Origin of the sequence: Methylobacterium sp. FF17 (assembly GCF_025813715.1) — a bacterium.
In the GTDB taxonomy this organism is placed as follows: Bacteria; Pseudomonadota; Alphaproteobacteria; order Rhizobiales; family Beijerinckiaceae; genus Methylobacterium; species Methylobacterium flocculans.
Genome location: NZ_CP107532.1, coordinates 4,565,098 through 4,579,782, shown reverse-complemented (window position 1 = coordinate 4,579,782; position 14,685 = coordinate 4,565,098). Strand labels below are relative to the sequence as shown.

Here is a 14,685-nt window from a genome sequence, read left to right as displayed (position 1 = left end):
TGCAGGATCACGCCGGAATTCGGCTTTCGGGTCGTGCCGAGACGACAAGGCGGGGGCCAAGCCGAGCTGCGTCACTTCGCATTGCACCATTTGATGCGAGGCGCGCGCCGACGCAAGCCACCCGGGTGACCGGAAGTGGTGGAAAGATTGCCATGCGACATGTCCGCGCGTCCTTTAGGGAGGGCGGGCGCGTCCGGTGAAGCCGGCTCGGCGACGGATCGGAACAGGGTCTTTCGCGCGGACGCGTTACTGGACGGCCGGCAGGGCCGAGGCCTCGAGGACGGTCCCGACCGTGGAGGGCTTCTTGGCGGCAGGCGCGCGCCCGATCGCCGCGAGGGCGAGCGCGGAGGGGCGACGCGGCGGCAGCGGCACCTCGACGGTTTCCGTGAAGGCCGCCTCGACCTGCGCGCCGGCCTGCGTCATGGCCGGGGCGATCCCGGGGCTGGCGCTGATCGCGGGGGCGGCGGCCTGGGCCGGCTCGGGGGCGAGGGCCGCCACATCGGTCACGCCGAGGCCCGTCAGGGAGGCCGGACGGCGCGGCGGCAGCGGCACCTCCACGCGCTCCGTGGGCACGCCGTTGGCGGTCGGGCTCGGCGCATAGGCGAGCGCGGTATTGGCGGCGGCGACCGATGGGCTGGCGGCGCGGGCGAAGACGCTGCCGAAGGCCTCGCCGGATTTCGGCGCCTCGACGTCGTCGGGGACGGTGGTCTCGATGCCGAGGCGCTTGGCCGCGTAGTAGTAGCCGCGATTGTAGAAGCCGTAGGCGCGGGCGATATCGCCCTTGGCGGCGCGGTAGGCGCCGGCCAGATAGGCGATGCCGTAGCGCAGGTTCACCCGGGGGTCGTACAGGCCCGCCGCGTCGCCCTGGTAGCCGAGGCCGCGGGCGGTGGCGTGCTTGATCTGCATCAGCCCGAGGGCGCTGCCGCCCTTGGCGTTCGGGTTGTAGTTGCTCTCGCGCTTCACGACCTGGTGGACGAAGCTCGACGGGACGCCGTTGGCCTTGGCCTGCTCCTCGATCAGCGCGTCGATGTTGTCGCGCGCCGGCTTGCCCTGCGCAGCCACGTCGCAGGGCGCGAGAACCCGGCAGGGCACGGCGACCGCGACGACGGCGAGGAGCAGGAAGCGCTGGTTCATGCGGAGACCCGGATCGTCCTTGTTCTTGGACGGTCAGGGTCCGGTCGAATTGCGGCCGGAAAGCGGCTCGAAGCCGCTGAGCGTGGCTGTTTCCCCATGTGCTGTGGCGCACATGGCACAGGTGCGGCTGGTGTTTCTCGGGCGTATCCGGGGCGATTCGCCAATCCCGCCAAGGACCTCACGCGGAAGCGGGGGGCTCTGGCTGGACCCTCGCCTCAGCGGCGCAAAATGAATTCGGCGACCGCTTTCGCGAACCCGTCCGCATCGTTCCCGTCCGTGACGGCACGGGCCGCCGCCTGCACTGCCGGTGCCGCGTTGCCCATCGCCACCGAGAAGCCGCTGCGCGCGAACATCGGCACGTCGTTGCCCGCGTCGCCGAATGTGGCGATGCGGGACCGGTCGATGCCGAGGTGCCGGCTCATGGCGTTGACGAAGCCCGCCTTGCCGGCGCCCGGCGGCGTGACGTCGAGGTAATAGGCCTGCGAGCGGTGGACATCGGCCTGCCCGTCGAGGGCGAGCGCGATCGTGGCCTCGCAGGCCTCGAGATGCGCGGCGTCGGCGCTCACGCCCACGATCTTGGCGGCCCGGTCGAGGAGCGGCCCGAGTTCGGCGACCGTGTGCGGCTCGGCGCACAGGGTCCGGCGTTCCAGGTCGATGTAGGGGCCGTGCGGGTCGGTGAGGTTCCAGCGGCCCTCGGCGAAGACCCAGATGTCGAGCCCGGCCTCGGCGAGGAGTTGCGCCGCCGTGCGGGCGGCCTCGGCGGGGATCAGGGTCTCGGACAGGATCGTGAGGTCGGGGGCCACCAGGGTGCTGCCGTTGAAGGCGCCCATGGGCAGGGTGAGGCCGAGTTCCGCCGCCAGGGGCTTCAGGCCGATGGGCGGCCGGCTCGACGCGATGGTGAAGCCGATGCCCGCTTGGGCCAGGCGGCGCACGGCGTCGTGGGTCGCCGGCGTCAGGCGCTTGTCGGAGGTGACGAGGGTGCCGTCCACGTCCGAGATCACCAGGGCGATGTCGGCGGGGCACGCGTCCTGGGGCAGGGTCATGCGAGGTCTCGGGTCATGGGAGGTCTCGGGTTATGCAGGGGCTCGGTTCATGCGGGATCTCGGGTTTGCTCTGGACCCCTCTCCCAATCCAGCCGTGCCGCGATCGTTGCGACGATGGCCGCGGGCGCGGCGTCGATCCGCACGCGGATCGCGTTCTCCTCCGGTGCCGGGGGCTCCAGGATCGCGAACTGGGTGTCGAGGAGGGCCGCCGGCATGAAGTGGCCCTGGCGCGCGGCGAGGCGCTGCTCGATCAGGGCCCGGTCCCCGTCGAGGTAGACGATCCGTACCGCGTCGCGTCCCCGCACCAGGGCGTCGCGATAGGCACGCCGCAGCGCCGAGCAGACCACCACGCCGGGCTCGCGCTTCTGCAACTGCGTGTCGATCCAGGTGCCGATGGCGGCGAGCCAGGGCGCACGGTCGTCGTCGTCGAGGGGGTGCCCGGCCCGCATCTTGGCGACGTGCGCGGGGCTGTGGAAGCTGTCGCCATCGACGAAGGCCCAGCCGAGATGCTCAGCGAGGCGGGCCGCCACGGTGCTCTTGCCGGACCCGGACACCCCCATCACCATCAGGATCTCGGGACGCCGGGCCCGCGCCGGATCTGGGCCTGACGCCATCGCGCTCCCCTTCGTTCGAACCCGGGCCCTGCCCTCGCAGCGGCTCCGGTTCTCGCGTCTTAGCAGGCTTTGGACCCGGGAAACGACGTGATCTCCCGCGCCTCAGGTCACGGCGGCGGCGGGGCAGTGGCTCGGCTGGACCGGGTTCAGGACACGCTCGCGCAGGCGCTGGGGGCCGAGGACCATCGCGAAGAAGTCGTAATAGCCCCGCCGGTCATTGGCGAGGAGGAACTGGAAGTGCATCCGGAAGGGGCGCCAGCGCACCTTCATGTAGGTCTCCGGGCTGATGATCTCGCGGAATTGCGCGGAGCGCACGACGGGGTTGGCGGCCGGGCCGTCCGGCCGGTCGAGGTCGAGATGCACCACCGGGTTGAAGCCGGGAAAGTTCATCCAGTCCTGCGGGGCCTGAAAATCCGCCCAGACGAGGCGGCGCGACGCGACCATGGCCGCGATCTCGGCGCGCAGGCGCACCGCGCGGGGCTGCAGCGCCACCAGCGGCAGGCCCGACCCGAGGGTGACGAGGGCCAGGGTGGTGCCGCCGGCGCCGAGCCCGGGATCGCGCGCGAGCACCCGCGCGGCCAGTTCCACCGCCGTCAGGGCGCCCGTGGAATGCCCGAGGATCAGGATCTCGTCGGGAGTCTCCCCGGGGGCGGAGGCGGCGATGCGCGACAGGATGTGGTCGGTGAAGGCGTCGAGGCGCCGCTCGTAGTCGGGGCGCCGGCCCCGGCTGTGCTGCCAGTTGAAGACCCAGTCGTTCAGGAGTTGCCAGAAGAAGATGCGGTTGAGGAGGGCCTCCATCGCCTTGATCCAGGCCAGGCCGATGAGGAGCCCGGTGGGGAGCGTGACCCAGAGCGGCCAGCCCAGGCTGTGCCCGAACGCCGTTCCGAGATGCGCGTGCACGAAGGCCGCGATGGCGAGCGTGCACAGGCCGAGCAGCAGCACCATCACCAGCGGGTAGAGGATGACGCCGCCGATCTTCCAGTTCAGCCGGAAGAAGCGCAGCATCAGCCCGGTGGCGATGGCCGTGACCATGCTCACCAGCAGGAGGGCGACGCTCACGAGGCGCGGTCGCCGGAAATCGGCCCGCACGAGGTCGTCCCACAGGAGGACGTCGTAGGCGGTCTCGGCGCCGCCGATCTCGGGCTCCGGCGCCACGCGCCAGCTCTGCACCGTCCCGTCGGCGTTCATCGTCGCGCGGGTGATGGTCCGCTTGGGTTCGCCGAAGCGCTTGGCGTACCGCGTCAGCTCGCGCACGAACAGCATCCGGTACCGGCTGTTGGCGTCCGGGTCGTAGCCGGGAATATAGAAGACGTGACGCCGCTTCACCGCACCGGGCGTCCGACCCGCGAGCCCGGGTGGTGTTTGGTCGAACGACGATGTCATGGACCCTGGTACGCCGGGGAGATCAGCTCTCGGACCACGCGAGACGTGGTCGGTTCCAGAACGCACGGGGCGGGCCGGCGTTCAAGGGGCGCCGGTGGCGATGCCCGCCCGGGACAAGGGTGGGTAGCGGGGATGACGTCCCGTTGCCGTCCGCTCCCGACCGGACTGTGTCCCCGTCGCCACGGACAGGACTCCGGCGATGGGTTAGGCAGCCCATGAGAGAAACCGACAGGCGATCCTGCATGCGTGCACTCCCCCTGGCCCTCTGCACCGCCCTGGCGGTCTCGGGCTGCTCGTCGATGCTGCCCGCCGCCGGCCCGACGACCGGGGCGGTGATCGACGGGGCCGACGTCTCGACCAGCGAGGGCACCTTCGCCCGCTACGAGATCGTCGACCTGTCCGCGGCCACCATCGAAGCCCTGCGCGGGCGCGCCCTCGACAGCCTGCTCGCCTCCTTCGGCGACCGGCGCCCCTCCCTCGAACCCGTCATCGGCGTCGGCGACTACGTCGCCATCTCCGTCTGGGAAGCCGGCTCCGGCGGCCTGTTCTCCGGGCCGCTGGTGGCCGACCGCTTCTCGGCCGGCTCCAAGTCCGCCCTCATCCCCGAGCAGGTCGTGCCCCGCGACGGGGCCATCACCGTGCCCTATGCCGGACGCATCCAGGTCGCCGGGCGCCGCCCGCAGGACGTGCAGGGCCTCATCGAGACCGAACTGGCCGGCAAGGCCATCCAACCCCAGGTGCTGGTCTCGGTCACCAAGTCCGTCTCGCAGACCGTCACCGTCACCGGCGAGGCCGTCACCGGCGCCCGCGTGCCGCTCTCGGGCAAGGGCGACCGCCTCCTCGACGTCATCGCCACCGCCGGCGGCGTGCGCGCGCCCGTCAACGAGACCTTCGTGCGCCTCTCGCGGGGCGCCCAGACCGCCACCGTGCCCCTGACCACCGTGGTGTCGAACCCGGCCGAGAACATCTTCCTGCGCCCGGCCGACACCCTCACCCTGGTGCGCGACCCCCAGACCTTCCTGGCGGTGGGCGCCCTGGGCAACTCCACCGAGATCGCGTTCCAGGCCGAGGGCATCACGCTGGCCCAGGCCCTGGCCAAGGCGCGGGGCCTGTCCGACTTCCAGGCGGACCCGACCGGCACCTTCATCTTCCGCTTCGAGCCGGCCGCCGTGGTGCGCCGCCTCAAGCCCGGCAGCCCGCTGCTGGGCACCCCCCTGGTGCCGGTGGTCTACCGCATCAACATGCGCGACCCCAACAGCCTGTTCCTCACCCAGGCCTTCCGCATGCGCAACCGCGACCTCGTCTACGTCTCCAACGCCCCCTTCACCGAGGTCCAGAAGGTCCTCTCCGTCTTCTCCACCGTCACCGCGCCGGTCACCGCCGGCGCCGCGGTCTACTCCACGGCCCGGTAAGGCGGCAGGCCGGAACAAGGGGGCGCTCACGCCGGGTGCCCCCTCTTGCGTTCTGGCGCGCCATCCCGCAGGGGACGCTTGGGTGCGCACGCGCGCAGCCCTGGCGGCTGGCCTTTCCGGCCGATCCGCCCCTATTCCATCGCGAGGTCGACCGAGGCGTGAGACGGGGCGGCATGAGGTTCAGACGCGCGGCCCGGCGCTCCGGGCGTGCCGGCAGCGTCGTCCATCTGGCTGGCTGCCTGTTCCTCGGCGCCGTCCAGGCCGTCTGTGCGACCGGGGCCAGGGCCGATGTGGTGATCGGCGTCGCGGTGCCGCGCTCCGGCGCCTATGTGGGCGTGGGCGAGCAGGTCCTGCGCGGCGTCCAGGCGGCGGCCCGCGACGCCAACGCCCGGGGCGGCCTCGACGGGCAGACCATCGTGCTCGACGTGCAGGACGATGCCTGCGATTCCAACAAGGCCGTGGCGGTCGCCAACCATTACGCCGCGCAGGGCGTGCGCCTCGTGGTCGGCCATGTCTGCTCCAACGCCTCGCTGGCCGCCTCCGAGGTCTATGCCGCCAACGGCACCGTGATGATCACCGCCGCCTCGGTCGCCGCCAAGCTCACCGACCGGGGCCTGCCGACGATCTTCCGGGTCTGCGGGCGGGACGACGATCAGGCCAAGCTCTCGGCCACCGTCCTCGCCGAGCGCTTCCGCGACAAGAAGATCGCGATCCTGAACGACCTGACTCCCGGCTCGCGCAACCTCGCCGCCGCCACCAAGGAGAACCTCAACCGCATCGGGATCAACGAGGCGGTGGCCACCGCCTTCGCGGCGGGCGACGCCGACGCCGCGGCTCTGGCCGATCGCCTCAAGGAGGCCGGCATCGCGGTGGCGTATTATGGGGGCGACGCCCGCGAGATGGGGCGCCTCGTGCGGATCTCGGCCGAGCGGGGCTTCAAGCCGCAATGGTTCGGCACCTCCGCCATCGCCACCCAGGAATTCGCCACCATCGCGGGGCCGGCCAGCAACGGCGTGCTGATGACCTTCTACCTCGACCCGCGCCGCAAGCCGGAGGCCGCCGCCGTGGTCGCCGCCTTCAAGGCGGAGGGCGTGGAGCCCGAAGGCTCCACCATCTACGGCTATGCCGCGTTGCAGGCCCTCGTGGCGGCGGGCAATTTCAGCCGGACGACGGATTCGAAGCGCATCGCCGGGACGCTCCACGCGGAGCGCTTCGACCTCGTGCTCGGCCCGGTGGGGTTCGACGGCAAGGGCGACGTCACCGCACAGGGCTACGTTCTCTATGTCTGGAACGACGGCACCTTCGCGTATGCCAAATGACCCGCGCTTGCGCCGCGTGATTCGCGCCTGCGCCAAATAACCTGCGCTTGCGCCAACGGATCCGCGCTCACGCCGAGTGACCCGCTCCGGTCCGGTTCTCGGGCCGTATCCGGCCGTTTCGGGATCGTTTCCGGCGCTTCGTCGTTCGTGAACGACGGATCCCGGGGCTGCGCGTCGGCGCGGCGGTGCCGTGACGATCCGGGTTCTGTCCAGCGAGGTGCCATGCCCCCATCCTCCGTGCGCCCCTCCCCGGGGCGCCGTGCCCTCCTCTCCGCCGGCCTCGGCGGCGCTGCGGCCGCCCTCGCGGCGCCCACCCGCGCCCAGGGGGCGCCGGACCTGCGCTGGCGCCTCGCCTGTGCCTATCCGAGGACCCTCGACATCCTGTTCGGCGCCACCGAGACGTTGGCCCGCCTCGTCGGGGAGGCCACCGACGGCCGCTTCCAGATCCAGCCCTCGGCGCCGGGCGAGCCGGTCCAGCCCGAGGGACTCCTCGACGCGGTGGGCGCCGGCACCGTCGAGATGGGCTACGGCCCGGCCTCGCTCGGCCTGCCCAAGGACCCGACCTTCGCGCTGGCCTCGGCCCTGCCCTTCGGGCTCAACGCCCGGGGGCAGAGCGCCTGGTGGCTCCAGGGCGGGGCCAGTGAACTGTTCGGGGAGATCTTCGCCAAGCACGGCCTCGTGGCCCTGCCGGCGGGCAATACCGGGGCGCAGATGGGCGGCTGGTTCCGCCGGGAGATCAAGGCGACGGCCGACCTCCAGGGCCTGAAGCTGCGGATCGGCGGCCTCGGCGGGCAGGTGCTGGCCAAGCTCGGTGTCGTGCCCCAGGCCACCCCGGGGCCGGAGATCTACGCGGCGCTCGACACCAAGGCGATCGACGCGGCCGAGTGGATCGGCCCCTACGACGACGAGAAGCTCGGCCTGCAGAAGGTCGCGCCGACCTATCACTATCCCGGTTTCTGGGAAGGCGGCGCGCTGCTCCACCTCTGGCTCAACGCCGAGGCCTGGAAGGGCCTGCCCAAGGGCTACCGGGCGATCCTGCAGGCGGCCGCCGCCCAGGTCCACGCCGAAGTGCAGGCCAAGTACGATGCCCGCAACCCCCGGGCCCTGCGCCGGCTCGTGGCCGGCGGCGCGCAATTGCGCCCCTTCCCGCAGGACGTGATGGAAGCCGCCTTGAAGGCCGCCAACGACCTCTATGCCGAGATCGGCGCCCGGAATGCCGACTTCAAGCGGGTCCACGAGGCCATGAAGACCTTCCGGAACGAGGAATACCTCTGGTTCCAGGTGGCGGAATACACCTACGACAACTTCATGATCCGCGCCCGGGCCCGGGGCTGAGGCCGCGCGGACGCCGCCTCGAGACAGAAAAAAAGGCCGCCCCGAAGAGCGGCCCGAAGTCTAGGGAGGAAACGCCCAAGGAGGGCAGCGGGATCGCGACGCCATCGCGCTCCCGCAATGCACAATCTGATCCTCTTCCCCAAAATTGCAAGGCGTTTAGGGCAGGAGCCCTGTCGCTTTTCGCGAGGCCGGGCGGATTGCGTGCGCGATGTCACCAATATGCCGCAGCGACGGACCTGCGCCGTGAATGCGCGCGCCGGTGGGTAGCGCGGACGACGCGGGCTTGCGCTACGCCGTTCAGAACGCTCGGGTTTATCGGTCCGGACCCGCTACGCTTCGGACGCGTCGGAGCTGCGCCGGCCATGCCCGCATCGGCTGCCGAACGGGCCGGCCGCCCTACCTGTCCAGCGAATTCGGGCAGGCGACACATTCCGGGAGCGAAGACGGACGATGGCGATTCAGGCGGGACGGATCCGGGTTCTCAAGGAGGTCGAGCCCCGGAGCGGAGGGCGCTACGTGCTCTACCTCCTGCAGCAGGCGAACCGGGCCCACAACAATCCGGCGCTCGAACACGCCATCGAGGAGGCCAACCGCCTCGGCCTCCCGGTGCTCGCCTGCTTCGGACTGCTCGACGGGGCCAACGGCTTCCCCGAGGCGAACGCCCGGCACTACGCCTTCCTGCTCCAGGGCCTCGCCGACGCGGCCGCCGGCCTCGCGAAGCGCGGGATCGGCTTCTGCCTGCGCAAGGCTTCGCCCGCCGACATTGCCATCGACCTGGCGGGTGAGGCCGCCGTCCTCGTCCTCGACCGGGGCTACCTCGCCATCCAGAAGCGCTGGTACGGCGAGATCCTGGCCGGCGTGGAGACCCGCATCGTGCAGGTGGAGGGCGACGTGGTGGTCCCCGTCGAGATCGCCTCCGACAAGCACGAATTCGCCGCCCGCACCCTGCGCCCGAAGCTGCACCGGCACCTGGAGGACTATGTCGCGCCGCTGACCGCGCGGCGGGTGAAGCACCGGGCCGGCCCCGACTTGCCCGCCTCCGAGGTCGACATCGCCGATCCGGAGACGGTGCTGGCCGGGATGACCCTCGACCGGGTCGTCGGCCCGGTGCGCCGCTTCACGGGCGGGGAGACCGAGGCGCGCCGGCGCCTCAAGGCCTATCTCGACGGGCCGTTTGCCGATTACGGCACGGACCGCAACCGGCCGGAGGCGGGGGCGGCCTCGCACATGAGCCCCTACCTGCATTTCGGGCAGATCTCGCCCGTGGAGATCGTGCTGGCGGTGCGCGCCGCCGAGACGGGCGGCCCGGAGGACCGGACGGCCTATGTGGAGGAGGTCGTCGTCCGCCGCGAACTGGCGATGAACCACGTTCACTACACGCAGGGCTACGATGATTACGCCCGTGCGGTCCCCGAATGGGCCCGCAAGACGCTGGCCGAGCATGCCGACGACCCGCGCCCGCGGACCTATTCGGAGACCGAACTCGCCGAAGGCCGGACCCACGACGTCTACTGGAACGCGGCCCAGGCCGAGATGCGCGAGACCGGCTACATGCACAACCACCTGCGCATGTACTGGGGCAAGAAGATCCTCGAATGGTCCCCCTCCCCCGAGGAAGGTTTCGCGCGTACGCTCCGGCTCAACAACCGCTACTTCCTCGACGGGCGCGACGCGAATTCCTTCACCAACGTCGCCTGGGTCTACGGCCTGCACGACCGCCCCTGGGCCCGGCGCGAGATCTTCGGCACCGTGCGCTACCAGAGCGAGAACTCGCTCCGGAAATTCGACGCCAAAGCCTATCTGAAGACCGTCGACGACCTCTGTCGGGCGGAAAGCACGGGCGATGAATGAGGCGCGTCGGGTATGACCCTTGCCTGATCCGGGCACCAATCCAGGTCGCGAAACCGATGCCCCGAACCCGCCCCGTCCGCCGCGTCAGAATCGTGCAGGGCATGCGGCGCCTGCGCGGCGCCACCCGCGACGCCTTCGGCCTGTGGCGGCACCGCCTGCTGTTCCTCGTCGGCGGCATCGGCGTCGGACTCGCCGCCGTGCTCATGGCTTGGCTCGCCGACGCGGCGCAGGGGGCGTTCCGGCAAGGGCTGGCGCTCTCGCCCCTGCTCGCCCTCGGCCTCACCCCGGCAGGCTTCGGGCTCTGTGCCTGGCTCGCCCGCGACGTGTTCCCCAACGCGCAGGGCTCGGGCATCCCGCAGGTGATCGCGGCGCGCCAGACGGGGCGGATCGCGTTGCGCCGGGCGCTCGTCTCGTTGCGGGTCGCGGCGGGCAAGATCGTGGTGATGAGCCTCGGCCTGCTGTTCGGCGCCTCGACGGGACGCGAGGGGCCGACCGTGCAGGTGGGCGCCGCGATCATGGCGGCGGCTGGCCACCTGACCCCGGAACGGGTGCCGGGCCTGATCCTCGCCGGCGGGGCGGCCGGGGTGGCGGCCGCCTTCAACACGCCGCTCGCCGGCATCGTCTTCGGCATCGAGGAACTCGGCCGCGCCTACGAGGCCCGTACCGGCGGGCTCATCGTCGCCGCCATCGTCGCCGCCGGGCTCACGGCGCTGGCGCTCACCGGCAACTATACCTATTTCGGCAGCGCCGATGCCGCCCTGCCGTTCGGGCCGGGCTGGATCGCCGTGCCGCTGCTCGGGGTGCTGGGCGGGCTCGCCGGCGGCGGTTTCGCCCGCGTCGTGATCCTGTCCGCGCGGGGCCTGCCGGGGCGCCTCGGGGCGGCCGTCGCCGGGCGCCCGATCCTGTTCGCGGCAGCCTGCGGACTCGGCGTCGCCCTCTGCGGCCTCGCCTCGGGCGGCGCGGTCCACGGCACCGGCTACGAGGAGGCCCGGGCCCTCCTGCACGGCACCGGCGCGGCGGCCTGGGATTTCGCGCCCTTCAAGTTCCTCGCCACCCTGCTCTCGGCCGTCAGCGGCATCCCGGGCGGCCTGTTCGCCCCCTCCCTCAGCGTCGGGGCCGGACTCGGCGCCGCCGTGCAGGGCCTGTTCACCGGGGTGCCGGTGGCGGCCCTCGTCCTCATCGGCATGGTCGCCTACCTCACCGGCGTCCTGCAGGCGCCCATCACCGCCTTCGTCATCGTCACCGAGATGACCCAGGACCACGCCCTGATGATCCCGCTGATGGTGGCGGCGCTGATCGCCGACGCGGTCTCGAAGGCGGTCTGCCGCGAGGGCCTCTACCATGCCCTGGCGCAGATCCTCCTGGAGCGCGCCGGCCCGGAGGTGCGTACCGCCGCCCCAGTCGCCTGAAGCCTGCTGCGAAACGGCCGCGCTTCCGGCGGAACGCTTGCCCCCACGGGTTGTTATCGCTCGGTTCCGCGAGTGGAGTGTTGCGCATGACCCTGTTGAAATGGGCCCTCATCTGTTTCGTGATCTCCCTCGTCGCGGGCGGCCTCGGCTTCACCGGCATCGCCTCGGGTGCCGGCTCCCTGGCTCGCATCCTGTTCGGTCTGTTCCTGGTGGTGGCGATCGTCATCGTGATCGTCGCCTTCGCCATCGGGCAGGCGGTCTTCTAGGATGAACGCACCGATGCGGGGGCGGACTGTCCTCGTCACCGGCGCGACCTCCGGCATCGGCGCCGAGACCGCGCTCGGCCTCGCGCGGGCGGGCGCCCGTGTCGGCATCGTCGGGCGCGATGCCGCCCGCACCCAAGCCACCGCCGCACGCATCCGTGCGGCGGTGGCGGGCGCCGTGGTGGATACCTTCGTGGCCGACCTCGCCTCGCAGGCCGAGACCCGCCGCCTCGCCGCCGAGGTCCGCGCCCGCTATTCCCGGCTCGACGTACTGGTCAACAATGCCGGCGCGATCTTCGACCGCCATGCGGTGACGGTCGACGGCATCGAACGGACCTGGGCCCTCGACCACCTCGCCTACGTGCTCCTGAGCCTCGAACTCCTCGATCTGCTCAAGGCGAGCGCACCGGCCCGGATCGTCAACGTCGCCTCGGAGGCGCATCGGCGGGGCCGCATCGCCTTCGACGACCTCGGCCAGGCCGGACATTTCAGTGCGTTGTCGGTCTATGCGCAGGCCAAGCTCGGCAACGTGCTGTTCAGCGCGGCCCTCGCCCGCCGGCTGGCGGGCATGGGGGTGACGAGCAATGCCCTCCACCCCGGCGTCATCGCCAGCGGCTTCGCGGCCGGGACCGGCGGCTGGTTCGGGTTCGGCTGGCGCCTGATCCGGCCCTTCATGGCCAAGCCGGAGGACGGCGCCGTCACCTCGATCCACCTCGCCTCTGCGGGCGAGGTGGCCGGCGTCACGGGTGCCTACTTCAAGGCCTGCCGCCCCGTCGCGCCCTCGGCGCGGGCACGCGACCCGGCGCTTCAGGAGCGGGTCTGGACCCTCAGCCTGGACCAGCTCGGCCTATCCGATCGAGGGCTGGCATGACAGTTTGAAAACGATTTTATGCACTGCACGCATACCCCCTCCTCGACGGAGACAATTGCATGGTGCGGTGCGGCATGGCATTTGATGGCCATGCACCGCGGCGATGGCGTCGCCACGGTGTGCCCTTCTTGGGCGTTTCCTCCCTAGACTTCGGGCCGCTCCCTCACCGGGGCGGCCTTTTTTCGTCTGGTGGCAGGGTTCTAGCCGGCCTCGGCCTTCACGACAAGCAACATTGTGCGCCTTCGCACATGACCTCGCGCCAGCGTGATGCGCCGGCGCGGGATACGTCCGTCAGGCGTCCGTCGGGAGGGCGGACGGCAGGAAGGCGCCCGCGAGCGCCTGCCCGATCAGCGCCCGCGTCTCGGCGACGCCGTAGAGGGCGATGAAGGAGCCGAAGCGCGGACCCCGCGCCTCGCCGAACAGCACGTTGTAGATCGTCGTGAACCAAGCCTGTGACACGCCGGGGCGCCCGTCCGGGCTCTTGGCCTTGCCCGACAGGTCGGGGAAGTGTCGGCGCCCGACCTCGTAGACCACCGCCTGCAATCCCTCCGGATCGACCGAGCCCGCATGCGCGGCAAGGGTTTCGGAGAGGTCCTCCAGGGCCGTCCGCTCGGCATTCGTCGCGGCGCGGTAGGTCTTGGCCGGGCGCACGAGATCGCGGAAATAGGCGAGCGCGTGGCCGACGAGGCGGTTCAGCACCGGATGGGTCTCCGGCCCCACCTCCGGGTCGTAGCGGCGGATGAAGCCCCACAGCACCGCCGGATCCTCGGTGTTGGCCACCGCCGCGAGGTTGAGGAGCATGGCGAAGTTCAGGGCGCCGCCCTTGCCCACGGCTTCCGCCGCCGGGGGATGACCCGCGTGCAGGTGCCAGACCGGATTGCCGAGCTTCTGCGCCGGCTCCTGGGTCGGATACTTCTCCAGGAAGCCGAGGTAATCGTCGACCTGGCGCGGGATCATCTCCACGAACAGGCGCTTGGCCTCGCGGGGCTTGTTGTACATGAACAGCGCGAGGCTGTCGGCGGTGCCGTAGACCAGCCAGTCGTCGATCGAGAGGCCGTTGCCCTTCGACTTCGAGATCTTCTTGCCGTCCTTGTCGAGGAAGAGTTCGTAGTTGAACCCCTCCGGCGGCTCGCCGCCGAGCGCGCGGGCGATCTCGCCCGAGAGCTTCACGGAATCGATGAGGTCCTTGCCGGCCATCTCGTAGTCGATGCCGAGCGCCACCCAGCGCATGGCCCAATCGGGCTTCCACTGCAGCTTGGCGTGGCCCCCCGTCACGGGCGTCTCGTAGCGCGTCCCCGTCTTCGGGTCGCGCCAGACCAGGGTGCCGGCCGAGACCCGGACCTCGTCGATGGCCACCTGCATCACCTCCCCCGTCTCCGGGTGGATCGGCAGGAAGGGCGAGTAGCTCGCCGAGCGCTCCGCGCGCAGGGACGGCAGCATGATCGCCATCACGGCCTCGTAGCGCTCCAGCACCGTGAGCAGGGCGGTGTCGAACACGCCCGAGCGGTAGCATTCGGTGGCCGAACGGAACTCGTACTCGAAGCCGAAGGCGTCGAGGAAGCGGCGCAGTTCGGCGTTGTTGTGCGCGCCGAAGCTGTCATGGGTGCCGAACGGGTCCGGCACGCGGGTCAGCGGCTGGTTCAGGGCGCCGATCAGCAGGGGCTTGTTCGGCACGTTGTCCGGCACCTTGCGCAGGCCGTCCATGTCGTCCGAGAACGCGATCAGCCGCGTCGGCACGCGGTCGTTGGTCAGCACCCGGAAGGCGTGACGGACCATGGAGGTGCGCGCCACCTCGCCGAAGGTGCCGATATGCGGCAGGCCCGAGGGGCCGTAACCCGTCTCGAACAGCACTTCGTCCTTGGGGCGCCGCTCCAGCCGCGCTACGAGCTTGCGCGCCTCCTCGAAGGGCCAGGCGGCGGCGGTGGCGGCGGCCGCGATGAGGTCGGGGTCGAGGGCCGGGGAGGTCGGGGACGACATGAGGACAGCGTCAGTTCTGCAAGGAATGGGCGGAAGGGCGGCACCGTAGGGAGCGCGTCCCGGAGGGTCAACGG

The 14,685-nt window shown here is 71.2% G+C and carries 12 protein-coding genes; 7 read left to right on the top strand and 5 right to left on the bottom strand.

The window, feature by feature from the left end; genetic code table 11:
- Positions 1-246: 246 nt before the first annotated feature.
- The 4 genes from OF380_RS21955 to OF380_RS21940 form a co-directional block, all read right to left on the bottom strand.
- Positions 247-1,134 carry a lytic transglycosylase domain-containing protein gene (locus OF380_RS21955; protein ID WP_264047575.1) on the bottom strand — a complete coding sequence of 296 codons (888 nt, stop codon included), beginning with the start codon at positions 1,132-1,134 and terminating at the stop codon, positions 247-249.
- A 215-nt stretch (positions 1,135-1,349) separates the two neighbouring features.
- Positions 1,350-2,177: a Cof-type HAD-IIB family hydrolase gene (locus OF380_RS21950; RefSeq protein WP_264047573.1), complete on the bottom strand. Its 828-nt coding sequence runs from the start codon at positions 2,175-2,177 to the stop codon at positions 1,350-1,352.
- Positions 2,178-2,224: 47 nt separating this feature from the next.
- A complete protein-coding gene (locus tag OF380_RS21945; RefSeq protein WP_264047571.1) occupies positions 2,225-2,791 on the bottom strand; it encodes a gluconokinase in 567 nt (188 codons plus the stop codon).
- A gap of 102 nt (positions 2,792-2,893) precedes the next feature.
- The gene (locus tag OF380_RS21940; protein WP_404810490.1) at positions 2,894-4,174 is read right to left on the bottom strand and encodes an alpha/beta hydrolase; all 1,281 of its coding nucleotides are present in this window, start codon (positions 4,172-4,174) and stop codon (positions 2,894-2,896) included.
- 242 nt (positions 4,175-4,416) lie between these two features.
- On the opposite strand from OF380_RS21940, the gene OF380_RS21935 reads away from it, so the two are divergent.
- The 7 genes from OF380_RS21935 (at position 4,417) to OF380_RS21905 (ending at position 12,634) form a co-directional block, all read left to right on the top strand.
- Positions 4,417-5,586: a polysaccharide biosynthesis/export family protein gene (locus OF380_RS21935; protein WP_264047567.1), complete on the top strand. Its 1,170-nt coding sequence runs from the start codon at positions 4,417-4,419 to the stop codon at positions 5,584-5,586.
- A gap of 173 nt (positions 5,587-5,759) precedes the next feature.
- Positions 5,760-6,905, top strand: coding sequence for a branched-chain amino acid ABC transporter substrate-binding protein (locus OF380_RS21930; RefSeq protein ID WP_264047566.1), 1,146 nt, complete (start codon positions 5,760-5,762; stop codon positions 6,903-6,905).
- 222 nt (positions 6,906-7,127) lie between these two features.
- Positions 7,128-8,240 carry a TRAP transporter substrate-binding protein gene (locus OF380_RS21925; RefSeq protein WP_264047564.1) on the top strand — a complete coding sequence of 371 codons (1,113 nt, stop codon included), beginning with the start codon at positions 7,128-7,130 and terminating at the stop codon, positions 8,238-8,240.
- A gap of 450 nt (positions 8,241-8,690) precedes the next feature.
- Entirely contained in the window at positions 8,691-10,091 is a 1,401-nt protein-coding gene (locus OF380_RS21920; RefSeq protein ID WP_264047562.1) for a deoxyribodipyrimidine photo-lyase, read from the top strand.
- Between the two features lie 101 nt (positions 10,092-10,192).
- A complete protein-coding gene (locus tag OF380_RS21915; RefSeq protein WP_264047547.1) occupies positions 10,193-11,500 on the top strand; it encodes a chloride channel protein in 1,308 nt (435 codons plus the stop codon).
- 86 nt (positions 11,501-11,586) lie between these two features.
- Complete coding sequence (locus tag OF380_RS21910) at positions 11,587-11,766, top strand: DUF1328 domain-containing protein (RefSeq protein ID WP_264047545.1); 180 nt, start codon at positions 11,587-11,589, stop codon at positions 11,764-11,766.
- A 13-nt stretch (positions 11,767-11,779) separates the two neighbouring features.
- Positions 11,780-12,634 (top strand): SDR family NAD(P)-dependent oxidoreductase, encoded by an 855-nt coding sequence (locus OF380_RS21905; protein ID WP_264047543.1) that lies wholly within the window; start codon positions 11,780-11,782, stop codon positions 12,632-12,634.
- A gap of 291 nt (positions 12,635-12,925) precedes the next feature.
- Here the strand turns inward: OF380_RS21905 and OF380_RS21900 are convergent, their stop codons facing one another.
- Positions 12,926-14,611, bottom strand: coding sequence for a lysine--tRNA ligase (locus tag OF380_RS21900; protein ID WP_264047541.1), 1,686 nt, complete (start codon positions 14,609-14,611; stop codon positions 12,926-12,928).
- Positions 14,612-14,685: the final 74 nt, after the last annotated feature.